Genomic DNA, 14132 nt, shown 5'->3' with positions numbered 1-14132 from the left:
CCTGGCCCGGACGACGGGCCACTGAAGGTGGATCTTGGTGGTCAGTCCGCCGCGGGAGCGGCCGATCGCGTGGTCGGCCGGTTCGCCGCCCGGGGCCCCCTTTTGCGAGCCCCGGCCGCGTGCTGGTGGGCCCGCACGATCGTGGAGTCCACCGACACAGCCCAGGCCAGGTCCTCATCGGCATCGGTCTGGGCCATCAGCGCGGCGAACATTCGCTCCCAGGTGCCGTCGACGGCCCACATGCGCAGCCGGTTGCACCCGGTCCAACGACCGGCCGATCCAAACGAAACTGCCTAGTCCCGCGCCGCCCACAGGCTGCGCACATGCCCCAGGTGCCGGGTCATGACCTCCAGTACGGCCTTCTCGTCGCGCTCCAGCAGGGCGTCCAGGAGTTCCAGGTGCTCCTCGGCCGAGGCGAGCAGGCGGCCCGCCTCGACCAGGGCGGTGAGGCCGTAGAGGCGGGAGCGCTTTCGCAGGTCGGCGACGACCTCGACCAGGTGGGCGTTGCCGGCCAGGGCGAGGAGGCCTAGGTGGAAGCGGGTGTCGGCCTCGACGTAGGCGATCAGGTCGCCCGCCGCCGCGGCTGCGACGATCTCCCGGGCCGCCGGGCGCAGCGCCTCCAGGGAGACCCGGTCGGCCGTGCGGGCCAGGTCCGCCACGGTGGGGATCTCGATCAGGGCGCGGATCTGCGTGTACTCGTCCAGCTGCCGGTCGGAGACCGCGGTGACCCGGAAGCCCTTGTTGGGCACCGTGTCGACCAGGCCCTCCTTGGCCAGGTCCAGCATCGCCTCCCGCACCGGCGTCGCCGAGACGCCGAAGCGGGCCGCGAGCGACGGCGCCGAGTAGACCTCGCCCGGCCGCAGTTCGCCCGCGATCAGCGCGGCCCGCAGCGCGTCGGCGACCCGCTCGCGGAAGCTGCTCCGCCGGCCGCCCAGCCGGGGGAGTACGGGTGCGTCCGCGTCCTGCGGTTTCTGTGCCATGTCACGCATCATCGAAGTCTAGTCCGTGGCTAGAGGACGAACCCCTCCGGGAACGGGTCGGTCGGGTCGAGCAGGTACTGGGCCGTGCCGGTGATCCAGGCGCGGCCGGTGAAGCTCGGCAGGACGGCGGGGATGCCGGCGACCTCGGTCGTGCCCAGCAGTCGGCCGGTGAACCGGGTGCCGATGAAGGACTCGTTCACGAACTCGGTGTGCAAAGGGAGTTCGCCCCGCGCGTGCAGTTGTGCCATGCGCGCGCTCGTCCCCGTGCCGCACGGCGAGCGGTCGAACCAGCCGGGGTGGATGGCCATCGCATGCCGGGAGTGACGGGCGGTGGCGCCGGGCGCGTACAGGTGGACGTGATGGCAGCCGCGGATGGACGGGTCCTCCGGGTGGACCGGCTCCTCCTCGCCGTTGATCGCCTGCATCAGTGCCAGCCCGGCGGCGAGGATGTCGTCCTTGCGGGCCCGGTCGAAGGGCAGGCCGAACTCCTCCAGCGGCAGGATGGCGTAGAAGTTGCCGCCGTAGGCGAGGTCGTACGTCACCGTCCGCCCGTCGGCGAGCACGGCCTTGCGGTCCAGCCCGACGCTGAAGGACGGCACGTTGCGCAAGGTGACGGCGGTGGCCGCGCCGTTCTCCACCGCCACCTCGGCGACCACGACCCCCGCCGGGGTGTCCAGGCGGATGGTCGTCACCGGTTCCACGACCTCCACCATGCCCGTCTCGACCAGCACGGTCGCCACGCCGATCGTGCCGTGGCCGCACATCGGCAGATAGCCCGAGACCTCGATGTAGATCACACCCCAGTCGCAGTCGGGGCGGCTCGGCGGCTGCAGGACCGCGCCGCTCATCGCGGAGTGCCCGCGCGGCTCGTTCATCAGCAACTGCTTGACGGGGTCGCGGTGTTCACGGAAGTACAGCCGCCGCTCGTTCATCGTCGCACCGGGTACGGTGCCGATCCCGCCGGTGATCACCCGGGTCGGCATGCCCTCGGTGTGCGAGTCGACGGCGTGCAGGACCAGCTTGCTGCGCATCTGCGGTTTCCTTCCCGTGGTCGGTTGCGGTTACTTCCTCCCCGTCGTCCGTCACGCGAGTCCCGAGGCCGCCGCTTTTTCCGTCGCCGCGCGGACCGCTGTCTCCTGCTCGGGCAGCAGCGGGACGCGGGGCGGGCGCACCGGGCCGCCGTAGCGGCCGACCACGTCCATGGACAGCTTGATGGCCTGCACGAACTCCACCCGGGAGTCCCAGCGCAGCAGCGGGTGCAGCTGCCGGTACAGGGGGAGTGCGGTGGTGAGGTCCCCGGCCACGGCGGCGCGGTACAGCTCGACCGAGGCGCGGGGGAGTGCGTTCGGGTAGCCGGCCACCCAGCCCTTGGCGCCGGCCACGGCCAGCTCCAGCAGGACGTCGTCGGCGCCGACCAACAGGTCGAGTTCCGGGGCGAGTTCGGCGATCCGGTAGGCGCGGCGGACGTCGCCGGAGAACTCCTTGACGCCGTGGATGTGGCCCTCGCCGTGCAGGCGGGCGAGGAGTTCGGGTACGAGGTCGACCTTGGTGTCGATCGGGTTGTTGTACGCCACCACCGGGACGCCCGCCCTGGCGACCTCCGCGTAGTGGGCGAGCACGGACCGTTCGTCGGCGCGGTAGGCGTTGGGCGGCAGCAGCATCACGGACGCGCAGCCGGCCTCGGCCGCCTGCTCGGCCCAGCGCCGCGCCTCGGCGGAGCCGTACGCGGCGACGCCCGGCATCACCCGCGCACCGCCGATCGCGGCCACGGCCGTCTCCACCACCCGGGCGCGCTCCTCGGGCGTGAGCACCTGGTACTCACCCAGGGAGCCGTTCGGTACGACGCCGTCGCAGCCGTTCTCCACCAGCCAGGCGCAGTGCTCGGCGTACCGGTCGTGGTCCACCGAGAGGTCGGCGCGCAGCGGGAGCGCGGTGGCGACGAGGACACCGCGCCAGGGACGGTTCTCCGGAAGGGTCATGAGTGGTCCCCAATCCAATAGGGTGTGACATATTACTGAGGTCGAGAAGTGTGTGCACGCCTTCGGTGCCGGTCAGTGGATGCGCCGGCCAGTCGCAGTCGGTGTTCTCCGGTCGGTCGGTGCTCTCCCGTCAGTCGGTCTCCGGCTCGGGCAGGCCCGCCAGCACCCCGAGCGGCACCGGCCGGGCGAACGGCCGGCGTCCCGGTGTGAGCGGGCATCCGGTCAGCGCGGCCACCGCGGGCCCGCACATCCGGCCCTGGCACCAGCCCATCCCGGCCCGGGTGAGCAGCTTCACGGTGCGCAGGTCCCCGGCTCCGAGCGTGCCGACGGCCGTACGGACCTGCCCGGCGGTGACCTCCTCACAGCGGCACACCACCGTGTCGTCCGTGATCCGGTCCGCCCAGTGGGCGGGTGGGGCGTACGCCGTGTCGAGCGCCGCGAAGAACTCCCGCAACCGAGTGCGGGCGCGGGAGGCCGCGGCCCATCGGCGCGGGTCCGGCGTGGTGCCGTGCAGCCTGGCGGCGACGGAGCGGCCGGCGATGTGTCCCTCGGCCAGCGAGAGGGCGGCGCCGCCGATCCCGGTGGTCTCGCCGGCCGCCCAGACGCCCGGTACGTCGGTGCGCTGCTCGTCGTCGACGCGGACGTCCGTACCGGACAGGGTGCAGCCGAGGGTCTCGGCGAGGTCGGTGTGCGGCAGCATGCCGTGTCCCACCGCGAGGGTGTCGCAGGGGATGCGGCGCGCGCTGCCGGGCCTGAGCCGTCCGTCCCGGTCGAGCGCGGCGACGGTGACCGCCTCCAGCCGGTCGGTGCCGTGCGCCTCCACGACGGTGTGCCGGGGCAGGGTGCGGACGCGGTGCCGTACCAACTGGGCCGCGTACCAGGCCCCTTCGGTGAGCTTGCCGGGCTGTGCGACCAGTGCCGGAGCCCGTCGCAGCAGGGCCTTCGGGTCGGCGGACTCGACCAGCGCGGCCACGCGGGCGCCCGCCGCAGCGAGTCCCGTGGCCACGGGCAGCAGCAGCGGCCCGGTCCCGGCGACCACGGCCGTACGGCCCGGCAGCACGAGGCCGCCCTTGAGCATGGCCTGCGCGCCGCCCGCGGTGACGACACCGGGGAGCGTCCAGCCCGGGAAGGGCAGCACCCGCTCGTAGCCGCCGGTGGCGAGCAGCACGGCGTCGGCGCGGACGGTGACACCCTCCTCCTGTGCGGGACCGCGCAGCGCGTGCACCGCAAGCGCCCCGGACTCGCCTTCCACACACCAGACATGGTGATCCGTCAGGTGCGTGACCCGCCCGGTGGCGATGTGCCGGTCGAGTCCGTCCCGCAGCCGTTCCCAGGTGTGCCACTGGTGGTGCAGGGCCTGGGGGCGGCGGGCGCCGAGTGCGGCGGCGGGCTGCCGGTAGAACTGCCCGCCCGCCTGTTCGGCCGCCTCGAGGAGGGTCACGCGTACGTCGCGCGCTGCTGCGGCCAGCGCCCCGGCCAGCCCCGCGGGGCCCGCCCCGACCACGGCGAGATGCGGTCGCTCAGTCATCGTCCCGGCCCGTCCCCTCCTGTGTGCGGATCACATCGCCCGGCCGTACCGGGAGCAGACAAGCCCGTTGGTTCGCCCGGCCGTTGACGGACACCAGGCAGTCGAAGCACACCCCGATCCCGCAGAACACCCCGCGCGGCCGGCCCGCTGCGCGCGTACTGCGCCAGGAGGTCACGCCGGCCGCCCACAGCGCGGCCGCGACCGTCTGGCCGGGCAGTGCCTCGACGGGCCGGCCGTCGAAGGTGACGGTGAACGCGGCACCCGGCCGGGCCTGGGCCAACTCCCTCGGATTCATGGGATGTCGTCTCCGTTCGTCCCAGGGGTGGCGGCTGCCTCGAACCGCTCCGGACGGAAGGGCGCGAGATTCAGGTCCGGCGTCTTCCCGGTCAGTGCACGGGCGATCGACTGTCCGGTGCCGGTGGCCAGTCCGATGCCCGCGCCCTCGTGGCCGCAGGCGTGGTACAGGCCGGGCAGTCGGGGGTCGGGGCCGATCGCCGGGAGGTGGTCGGGCAGGTAGGGCCGGAAACCCGCGTACGTCCGCAGGGCACACACCCGCTCCAGGAAGGGGAAGAGTCCGATCGCCCCGGCCGCCAGCGCCCGTACCGCCGGAAGGGACAACGAGCGGTCGAATCCGACCCGCTCACGGGTGGCGCCGATCAGGACCGGCCCGGCGGCCGTGCCCTCGACGACCGGCGAGGTCCTGAGCGCGGCCGAGTCGCTCGCCACGTCCGCCACGTAGTCCGCGGCGTACACCTTGTGCCGGACCATGCGCGGCAGCGGCTCGGTGACCAGGACGAAGCCACGCCGAGGGAGGACCGGCAGGTGCACGCCCGCCAGTGCGGCGAGGTCGCCGCCCCAGGTCCCGGCCGCGTTCACCACGGCCGGGGCATGGATGTCGCCCTGGTCGGTACGGACGCCGAGCACCGCCCCGTCCGCCGTACGCGGCACCCCGGTCACGGTCCGCCCGGTGAGCAGACGGGCGCCGGAGGCGCGGATCAGATGGGCGGCGGCCAGCGCGGGCATGACCTGCGCGTCCTGCGGGTAGTGGACACCGCCCACCATGCCGGGGGCCAAGTGGGGCTCCAGCTCTCGGAGTTCGTTCGCGTCGACGCGCTCGGCCGTGACACCGGCGGTGCGCTGGCCCGCTGCGAAGTCCGTCAGCGCGCCGAATGCGCCGGGCGTCGAGGCGACCACCACACCGCCTTTGGGCTCGTACTCGACCGACGCCCCCAGCTCCTCGGCCAGCTCCGCCCACAAGCGGGCCGACAGCTGGGCGAGTTCCAGTTCGGGGCCCGGCTCCTTGTCGGAGACCAGCAGGTTGCCCTCGCCGGCGCCGGTGGTGCCGCCGGCCACCGGGCCCCGGTCCACCACCGTCACGTCGAGGCCGGTCCGCGCGGCGTACAGCGCACAGGCCGCGCCCACCATCCCGGCTCCGACCACCACGACATCGCAGGTCAGTCGCTTCGCCACGTCAGTACTATGTCACATGTCGCTCTTTCTGAGGAGTCCCCCCGCACCTTCCTCAGGAGTCCCCCCGCCGTCCGCGTCACCCGCCCGGAGTCCCAGGCGTGGACGCCCCCTTGACGTCGTACGACGGTGGATCGACACTCCAGGGGAGGGAATCCTAGTGAACAGGTAGGGAAACATGGTGCGCCTCCGGACGGTGGTCGGCCGAGCGGGCCGTACGCCGTTGTACGCACCCCTCCTCACCTCCCGCCTGCACATCGACCTGCTGCGCGTCTGCAGCGCGATCAGCCTCCGGGGCTGAGCCTCCGGGGCTGGGCCTCCGGAGTCGAGTCTCCGGGGCGAGCCTTCGGGGCCGAGGCGGGCCTTCACGGCTCAGCGGGCCTGCCGTTGCACCGAACCGGGTCCGGCACCCACCCCTCCGAACCCACTGACCGACGACGCTTCCGCCGCGCGTACGTCCGCGCGCCCGCTTCAGGGGAGACGCATGTCCATCACTCCGCTCGCCGCCGTCCCGACCGCCCACCGCGCCGCCTCCGCCTTCCGGGGCCGGATCGGCCGGGACGCGCGCAGCGGGCACTACGCCGTGCCCCACCGCTACCGGCTCCATCTGTCCACCGCCTGTCCCGATGGACTGCGCCTCGCCATCGGCCACAGCCTCCTCGGCCTCGACGACAGCTGTCCGGTCGCCTTCCTGCCCGCCGTCCCCGACCGTCCCGGCGGCGGCCACTCCGCCCTGCGCCCGCTGTACGAGGCGAGCGCCCACCACTACACCGGACCCGCGCTCGAGCCGGTGCTGAGCGACGACTGGTCCGGACGCATCGTCAGCACCCACACCGCCGACATCCTGCGCGACCTGGACCGCTTCCCCCGGGACGAGCGCCCCTCCCTGTACCCGCGCGGCACGGAGAGTCAGATCGAAGCCGTCGAACGGCTCTGCGCCGAGGGGATCGAGGAGGCCGCGCAGCGCGCCGGACGGGCCGACGCCGACCCCGCCGAGCGGGCCGCCGCGCTCGATCTGCTGCTGGACACGCTGGGCCGGATCGAGCGGTACCTGGAGGGCGAGGAGTACCTCGTCGACGGCCGACTCACCGCAGCCGACGTCGAGTTGTGGGTGACGCTGGTGCAGCTGGACACCGTGCACCGCTGCCACCTCGACGTCTCCGCCGTGCACCGCATCGCCGGCCACCCGGCGCTGTGGGGCCACGCCCGCCGCCTGGCTGCCCACCCCGCCTTCGGTGTCCACCTGGACCTCGACGGCATCGCCCGTCGCCACCACGGGCACTGCCGGGGCCTGGAGGCCGCGGGAGCCGCCGTCCAGATCCTGGACTGGACAGGGCACGCCGCGGACGCCTCGGGTACTTCCAGCAGGTGAGACCGGGTCGGGTGGGTCCATCCCTCGGACAGCCGTTGACATGTGAACGGCCGAATGCCTTTACTTGCCGCACAGAACGGTCATGAGCGTCAGCGCCAAGCCCTGGCTGGCTGACCGGCAACCCTCGCATCGCGGTGGGGTGCCCCAGGTGACGACCGGACCGGACGACGACTTCGGTAAGCGCGAGGGCCCCGCGGGGCCGGAACAGTGACAGGTGACGCCATGTACGCAGCTCTCCGGACGGCCGCGAGCCGCCCCCAGAGCTGCGTACCGCCGTACGCCGGGCTTCTCGTCGCCGACCGCGCCGTCGATCTGCTCCGCGTGAACAGCGCACTGTGTACCGCGTCGGGCAGCCGTGCCCGCTGCCGGGGCTGACCTCACTTCCCAGCCCCGCACTTCCCGGCTCAGCGCTTCCCAGCCCCCGCGTTCCTGACGCACACCCTTGGTGCGGTGTGCCGTCGTCCGCCCAGCCCCCGGTTCCCGTGCGTTCCCGTGTGCCACCTCGTGCCGTAGCGCCGTCGTAGCCCATGCCCGACCCGCCGCGATCCCGGGGTGTCCGACTCCGCCGGAGCCCGCCATGAGTGAACCCCCAGGCGCCACCGTGTCCCTCGCCGCGCAACGGACGGCCGACACACCATCAAAAGTCCTCACAGCACAGCGAGTTCAGCCGCTGCGTCGCCCCGGCCGGTGGATCGTCACCGCCGTCGTCCTCGTGCTCGTCGCGCAGATCGTGCACGGACTGGCCACGAACCCCTTCTACCAGTGGGACCGCTTCCGCTACTGGTTCCTGCGCCCCGCCATCCTCGACGGGCTCGGCATCACCCTCGAAGTCGCCGCGCTCAGCGCCGTGTTCGGCCTGCTCGGCGGCATCGTGCTGGCCCTCGGCCGGCTCTCCGGCAGCCCGGTGCTGCGGGCGGTGAGCTGGACCTACACCTGGCTGTTCCGCTCCGTACCGCTGATCGTCGTCCTGATCTTCCTCTACAACTTCAGCGCCCTGTACAAGACGTTGAGCCTCGGCATCCCCTTCGGGCCGGCCTTCTTCACCTTCGACGAGTCCAGGCTGGCCACCGACCTGACGGTCGCCGTCGTAGGCCTGAGCCTCAACGAGGCGGCGTACGCGGCCGAGGTCGTACGCGGCGGCATCCTCTCCGTGGACCAGGGCCAGCACGAGGCGGCGGCCGCGCTCGGACTGCCGAAGGGCTACCAGTTCACCCGCATCGTCTTCCCGCAGGCCCTGAGGTCCATCACCCCGAACTACGTCAACCAGCTCATCGGTCTGATCAAGAGCACGTCCCTGGTGTTCTACGTCTCCCTGCTCGACCTGTTCGGCTCGGTGCAGACCATGGGCAGCACCTACCCCGGCGACATCGTGCCCCTGCTGCTCGTCGCCACCGTCTGGTACCTGGTCCTGACCAGCGTCGTGTCCGTCGTCCAGTTCTACGTCGAGCGGTACTTCGCCCGCGGCGCCACCCGCGGCCTGCCGCCGACCCCGTTGCAGAAGGCGCGCGCCGGCCTCGGAGACCTGAGGGCCCGGCTGCGCCGGGAGGCCGCCGTATGACCACCACCCAGACTCCGGAGGCGGCCCCGGCCGCGCTGGAGATCCACGACGTCCACAAGTGGTACGGCGCCCACCGAGTCCTCGACGGCATCGACCTGACCGTGCGCCCCGGCGAGGTCACCGTCGTCCTCGGCCCCTCCGGCTCCGGCAAGTCCACGCTGCTGAGGGTCGTCAACCACCTGGAGAAGCCCGAGATCGGGCACGTCAGCGTCGGCGGCGAGCTGATCGGCGTCAGGCGCGGCAGCGGGGGCCGGCTGAGGGAACTGAGCGAGCGCGCGATCCTGGCCCAGCGCAGCCGGATCGGCTTCGTCTTCCAGAACTTCAACCTCTTCCCGCACCTGACCGTCCTCGACAACGTCGCCGCCGCCCCCGTCGCCACCGGCAAGCTGACCAGGCCCGAGGCACAGGAACTGGCGCGCGAACTGCTCACCCGGGTCGGCCTCGCCGACCGCACCGGCGCCTATCCGCGACAGCTGTCCGGCGGCCAGCAGCAGCGCGTCGCCATCGCCCGCGCCCTCGCTCTGCGGCCCGGCATCATCCTCTTCGACGAGCCGACCTCGGCGCTCGACCCCGAACTCGTCGGCGAGGTCCTCTCCGTGATCAAGGACCTGGCGACCAGCGGCACCACCCTCGTCATCGTCACCCACGAGATCGGCTTCGCCCGCGAGGTCGCCGACCGGATCGTCTTCATCGACGGCGGACGGATCGTCGAACAGGGTCCGCCGGCCGAAGTGCTCGACCACCCACGGCACGAGCGGACCCGGGACTTCCTGAGCAAGGTCCTCTGACCTCCCCCCACCTCACCCCTGTTGCACCCCTCATCACCGAACGACAAGGACAGCCATGCCCACCCAGTTCTCCCGACGCACCCTGACGCGCGGCCTCACCGCGGCGACCGCCGTCGCCGCTCTCGCCGGCGGGCTCGCCGCCTGCGGGGGCGACAGCGAGGCCGCCACCACGACCGACGCCGCCGGCAGGGTGACCGTGGGCCGGGTGTCCAACGGCGCGGCGACGCAGACCGAGCTGAAGGTCTCCGAGGTGAAGTCCATCAGCACCGAACTGCCCGCCTCCGTCCGTAGGAGCGGCACCCTGAAGATCGCCGTGGGGGCTCTGCCCGACGGCTTCCCGCCGCTCGCCTATGTCGGCAGCGACCAGAAGACGCTCACCGGCGCCGAGCCCGACTTCGGCCGTCTGGTCGCGGCCGTCCTCGGGCTGAAGCCCCAACTGTCCAACGCCACCTGGGAGAACATGTTCGTCGGCATCGACAGCGGCAAGGCCGACGTCGGCTTCGCCAACATCACCGACACCGAGGAACGCAAGAAGAAGTACGACTTCGCCTCCTACCGCAAGGACAACGTGGGCTTCGAGGTGCTGAAGAAGAACACCTGGAACTTCGACGGCGACTACGAGAACCTCGCCGGGAAGACGGTCGCCGTCGACAACGGAACCAACCAGGAGAAGATCCTCCTGGAGTTCCAGGCGAAGCTGAAGAAGGAGGGCAAGAACCTCACGGTCAAGCACTACGCCGGCAAGAACGCCACCTATCTGGCGCTGACCGGCGGCAAGATCGACGCCTACTTCTCCGCCAACCCCGGAATCGCGTACCACATCACCCAGACCGCCAAGTCGCCCGACCCGACCCGCAGCGCGGGCACCTACTCCGGTGCCGGCGCCAGTCTGCAGGGTCTGATCGCCGCGACCACGAAGAGGGGCAGCGGGCTGGCCGGGCCGATCGCCGACGCCATCAACTACCTGATCAAGAACGGGCAGTACGGCAAGTGGCTGGCCGCGTACAACCTCTCGAACGAGGCCGTGGACAAGGCGGAGGTCAACCCGCCGGGGCTGCCGCTGGACAACTCCTGACCGGTCGCCGGGAACATCCCGCGCCACCCGGGCGTTCCCAGTCATGACGAGATCCGCCAGGCGGACGCCGAACCGGCCCGCCGTACCCGACGGACGGAGGTGTGGGCCGTGACCCGTGTACCGCTGCCGCGCGACCCGCAGCCGTACCGCTCCGTCCGCCTGCACTCCCGGCCGCACATAGACCTCCAGCGCGTGGCCGGCGCACTCTGTCGCCGCTGACTTCTCCCCGGCTTCAGGGGTCCCGTCGGACCCACGCCCGGATTTCACCCTGCCGCGCTCGCCCGCCGCCGACGCCCCGCTGCCGCGAGCCGGTGTTCTCGTACGCACATCCGGTACGGACATCCAGGAAGGCACCCACGTGTCCTCAACTCCTTCCCCTTCCCCTTCCCCTTCCTCTTCCCTGCACCTCGCCGTCGCCCTGGACGGCACCGGCTGGCATCCGGCCTCCTGGCGCGAGCCGGTGGCCCGGCCCCGGGACCTGTTCACCGCCGGTTACTGGGCCGACCTGGTCGCCGAGGCCGAGCGCGGCCTGCTCGACTTCGTGACCATCGAGGACGGCCTGGGCCCGCAGTCCTCCGGCTTCCTCGAACCGGACGAGCGCACCGACCAGGTACGCGGCCGTCTGGACGCCGTGCTGATCGCCTCCCGGGTCGCGCCGCTGACCCGGCACATAGGCGTGGTGCCGACGGTGGTGGCCACCCACACGGAGCCGTTCCACATCTCCAAGGCGATCGCCACCCTCGACTACGTGAGCAGCGGCCGCGCCGGACTGCGTGTGCAGATCACCGCCCGGCCGAACGAAGCCGCCCACTTCGGCCGCCGCACGATCCCGCTGATCGACGCCTACGACAGCCCGTCCGCCCAGGAGCTGGTCACCGGGCTGTTCGACGAGGCCGCCGACCACGTGGAGGCCGTACGCCGGCTCTGGGACAGCTGGGAGGACGACGCGGAGATCCGGGACGCGGCCACGGGCCGCTTCGTCGACCGGGACAAGCTGCACTACATCGACTTCGAGGGCCGCCACTTCAGCGTCAAGGGCCCCTCCATCACGCCCCGCCCGCCCCAGGGGCAACCCGTCGTCACCGCCCTGGCCCACGACACGATCCCCTACCGGCTCGTCTCCCGGCAGGCCGACATCGGCTATGTCACCCCGCACGACCCCGACCAGGCCCGCGCGATCGTCGCCGAGATACGCGCCGAGCAGGCCACGGCGGGCCGCGCCGACCAGACCCTGCACATCTTCGGCGACCTCGTCGTCCTCCTCGACGACGACCCGGCCGCGGCCGCGGCCCGCCGCGAGCGCCTCGACACCCTCGCGGGGGAGCCGTACACCAGTGACGCCCGGATCTTCGCCGGCACTCCCGTGCAACTCGCCGACCTGCTGGAGCAGTTGGGGGAGTGCGGCCTGACCGGATTCCGGCTGCGGCCCGCCGTACTCGGCCACGACCTGCCCCGGATCACCCGGGGACTCGTGCCCGAACTGCAGCGCCGGGGCCTGTTCCGGCACGCCTACGAGGCCGGCACCCTGCGCGGCCTGCTCGGGCTCGCCCGCCCCGCCAACCGCTACTCCCCCAGGCTCTCGGCTTCGCTCGAGCCCGGGGGGACCCCCACCGCTGTCGCCTGAGCCGGAGGAACGCCACCACCATGAGCAAGCCGCTGAAGCAGATCCACCTGGCCGCCCACTTCCCCGGCGTCAACAACACCACCGTGTGGAGCGACCCGGCCGCCGGCAGTCACATCGAGTTCAGCTCCTTCGCCCACTTCGCCCGCACCGCCGAACGCGCCAAGTTCGACTTCCTGTTCCTCGCCGAGGGGCTGAGGCTGCGCGAACAGGGCGGGAAGATCTACGACCTGGACGTCGTCGGCCGCCCCGACACCTTCACCGTGCTGGCCGCGCTGGCCGCCGTCACCGACCGGCTCGGCCTCACCGGCACCATCAACTCCACCTTCAACGAGCCCTACGAGGTGGCCCGCCAGTTCGCCAGCCTCGACCACCTCTCCGGCGGGCGCTCCGCCTGGAACGTGGTCACCTCCTGGGACGCCTTCACCGGGGAGAACTTCCGCCGCGGCGGCTTCCTCCCGCAGGAGGAGCGCTACTCCCGTGCCAAGGAGTTCCTCGCCACCGCCAACGAACTCTTCGACTCCTGGCACGGCGACGAGATCCTCGCGGACCAGGCCACCGGCACCTTCCTCAGCGACGCCAAGGCCGGCGCCTTCGTGCACCAGGGGCAGCACTTCGACATCCACGGCCGCTTCAACGTCCCCCGCTCCCCGCAGGGCCGTCCGGTGATCTTCCAGGCCGGCGACTCCGACGAGGGCCGCGAGTTCGCCGCCTCGAGCGCGGACGCGATCTTCAGCCGGTACTCCACCCTGAAGGAGGGCCAGGCCTTCTACACGGACGTCAAGGGACGCCTCGCCAAGTACGGCCGCCGACCCGACCAGCTGCTCATCCTGCCCGCCGCGACCTTCGTCCTCGGCGACACCGACGAGGAGGCCGCCGAACTCGCGCGCGAGGTGCGCCGGCAGCAGGTCAGCGGCGCCACCGCCATCAAGCATCTGGAGTTCGTCTGGAACCGGGACCTCTCGGCCTACGACCCGGAGGGCCCGCTGCCCGACGTCGACCCGCTGGTCGGCGAGGAGCACATCTCCCGCGGGCGCGCCCAGGTGCGGATGTACCGCGATCCGATCGCCATCGCCCGTGAGTGGCGGGAGCTGGCCGCCGCCAACGGCTGGTCCATCCGCGACCTGGTCATCAACACCGGCAACCGGCAGACCTTCGTCGGCGCCCCGGCCACCGTCGCCCGGACGATCAACGACTTCGTGCAGGCCGACGCCTCCGACGGCTTCATCCTCGTCCCGCACATCACCCCCGGCGGCCTCGACGTCTTCGCCGACAAGGTCGTACCGCTGCTCCAGGAGCAGGGTGTCTTCCGCACCGAGTACGAGGGCACCACTTTGCGCGACCACCTCGGCCTCGCCCACCCCGACGCCGGCTCCCCGGCCGAGCGGGTGGCTTCGTGAGGCCGGTCAGGAGCAGAACCCGATGACACCGAACCCGGACGGGGACTCCGTGCGCCGCATGCAGCCCAGGTACCGCGTGACGGCGTCGACGGCCTCGGGTTCGAGCGGGGGAGCGTGGCCGGCCGCCCCGGTGGCCTCGAACTGCGCGGGCCCGCGTCGCGGCGACGTCCGGCAGATGCACGCTCAGTCCTGAACTCGTGCCAGGAACCTGTCGGCCACCACTGACATCACGGTTCCCGCGCAGCCGTAGACGCCGTTCGCCGGAGAGGCGAACGGCGTATCGGCGTGGTCGAGGGACGTCTCCCTCCCCCGAAGGCGACGTCCCTCGACCCGCTCCCCCGGTGCCGGACTGTGGCCTGGACTG

Annotated in this window: 16 protein-coding genes and 1 riboswitch; of the genes, 9 read left to right on the top strand and 7 right to left on the bottom strand. The window is 72.1% G+C overall.

The genetic code is table 11. The features are described 5' to 3' along the window. Positions 1 to 41: 41 nt before the first annotated feature. The 7 genes from ACIF83_RS08375 to ACIF83_RS08345 all read right to left on the bottom strand — a co-directional run bounded on the left by ACIF83_RS08375 (position 42) and on the right by ACIF83_RS08345 (position 5957). A complete protein-coding gene (locus ACIF83_RS08375; protein WP_399724602.1) occupies positions 42 to 242 on the bottom strand; it encodes a hypothetical protein in 201 nt (66 codons plus the stop codon). Between the two features lie 51 nt (positions 243 to 293). After that, on the bottom strand, positions 294 to 992 hold the full coding sequence (locus ACIF83_RS08370; RefSeq protein WP_399724599.1) for a GntR family transcriptional regulator: 699 nt from the start codon (positions 990 to 992) through the stop codon (positions 294 to 296). Positions 993 to 1009: 17 nt separating this feature from the next. Beyond that, positions 1010 to 2011, bottom strand: coding sequence for a proline racemase family protein (locus tag ACIF83_RS08365; protein WP_399724596.1), 1002 nt, complete (start codon positions 2009 to 2011; stop codon positions 1010 to 1012). A gap of 51 nt (positions 2012 to 2062) precedes the next feature. Next, complete coding sequence (locus ACIF83_RS08360) at positions 2063 to 2959, bottom strand: dihydrodipicolinate synthase family protein (RefSeq protein ID WP_393470522.1); 897 nt, start codon at positions 2957 to 2959, stop codon at positions 2063 to 2065. A gap of 130 nt (positions 2960 to 3089) precedes the next feature. Continuing rightward, a complete protein-coding gene (locus ACIF83_RS08355; RefSeq protein WP_399724592.1) occupies positions 3090 to 4487 on the bottom strand; it encodes an NAD(P)/FAD-dependent oxidoreductase in 1398 nt (465 codons plus the stop codon). Continuing rightward, the gene (locus ACIF83_RS08350; RefSeq protein ID WP_393470528.1) at positions 4480 to 4782 is read right to left on the bottom strand and encodes a (2Fe-2S)-binding protein; all 303 of its coding nucleotides are present in this window, start codon (positions 4780 to 4782) and stop codon (positions 4480 to 4482) included. Before ACIF83_RS08350 ends, ACIF83_RS08355 begins: the two co-directional genes overlap by 8 nt. Beyond that, complete coding sequence (locus ACIF83_RS08345; protein WP_399724588.1) at positions 4779 to 5957, bottom strand: NAD(P)/FAD-dependent oxidoreductase; 1179 nt, start codon at positions 5955 to 5957, stop codon at positions 4779 to 4781. Before ACIF83_RS08345 ends, ACIF83_RS08350 begins: the two co-directional genes overlap by 4 nt. Positions 5958 to 6132: 175 nt before the next feature. On the opposite strand from ACIF83_RS08345, the gene ACIF83_RS08340 reads away from it, so the two are divergent. The 9 genes from ACIF83_RS08340 (at position 6133) to ACIF83_RS08300 (ending at position 13768) form a co-directional block, all read left to right on the top strand. Beyond that, positions 6133 to 6255: a putative leader peptide gene (locus tag ACIF83_RS08340; protein WP_389184774.1), complete on the top strand. Its 123-nt coding sequence runs from the start codon at positions 6133 to 6135 to the stop codon at positions 6253 to 6255. Between the two features lie 183 nt (positions 6256 to 6438). Further along, positions 6439 to 7326, top strand: coding sequence for a glutathione S-transferase C-terminal domain-containing protein (locus tag ACIF83_RS08335; RefSeq protein ID WP_399724585.1), 888 nt, complete (start codon positions 6439 to 6441; stop codon positions 7324 to 7326). A 78-nt stretch (positions 7327 to 7404) separates the two neighbouring features. Then, positions 7405 to 7515: riboswitch (SAM riboswitch) on the top strand. A gap of 33 nt (positions 7516 to 7548) precedes the next feature. Next, entirely contained in the window at positions 7549 to 7701 is a 153-nt protein-coding gene (locus tag ACIF83_RS08330; RefSeq protein WP_398137809.1) for a hypothetical protein, read from the top strand. Between the two features lie 202 nt (positions 7702 to 7903). Continuing rightward, entirely contained in the window at positions 7904 to 8884 is a 981-nt protein-coding gene (locus ACIF83_RS08325; protein WP_399724582.1) for an amino acid ABC transporter permease, read from the top strand. Further along, positions 8881 to 9672, top strand: coding sequence for an amino acid ABC transporter ATP-binding protein (locus tag ACIF83_RS08320; RefSeq protein WP_398137811.1), 792 nt, complete (start codon positions 8881 to 8883; stop codon positions 9670 to 9672). Before ACIF83_RS08325 ends, ACIF83_RS08320 begins: the two co-directional genes overlap by 4 nt. 55 nt (positions 9673 to 9727) lie before the next feature. Then, positions 9728 to 10747: a transporter substrate-binding domain-containing protein gene (locus ACIF83_RS08315; protein WP_399724578.1), complete on the top strand. Its 1020-nt coding sequence runs from the start codon at positions 9728 to 9730 to the stop codon at positions 10745 to 10747. Between the two features lie 108 nt (positions 10748 to 10855). Next, positions 10856 to 10966 carry a putative leader peptide gene (locus ACIF83_RS08310; protein WP_393470544.1) on the top strand — a complete coding sequence of 37 codons (111 nt, stop codon included), beginning with the start codon at positions 10856 to 10858 and terminating at the stop codon, positions 10964 to 10966. A gap of 139 nt (positions 10967 to 11105) precedes the next feature. After that, positions 11106 to 12371 carry an LLM class flavin-dependent oxidoreductase gene (locus tag ACIF83_RS08305; protein WP_399724575.1) on the top strand — a complete coding sequence of 422 codons (1266 nt, stop codon included), beginning with the start codon at positions 11106 to 11108 and terminating at the stop codon, positions 12369 to 12371. 20 nt (positions 12372 to 12391) lie between these two features. Then, positions 12392 to 13768: an NtaA/DmoA family FMN-dependent monooxygenase gene (locus tag ACIF83_RS08300; protein ID WP_398137813.1), complete on the top strand. Its 1377-nt coding sequence runs from the start codon at positions 12392 to 12394 to the stop codon at positions 13766 to 13768. The last annotated feature ends 364 nt before the right edge of the window (positions 13769 to 14132 follow it).

The sequence above is a fragment of the Streptomyces sp. NPDC085866 genome (assembly GCF_044541035.1).
Lineage (GTDB): Bacteria > Actinomycetota > Actinomycetes > Streptomycetales > Streptomycetaceae > Streptomyces.
The sequence above is the reverse complement of the archived record's forward strand: the minus strand, read 5'-3'. Positions and strand labels throughout refer to the sequence as shown.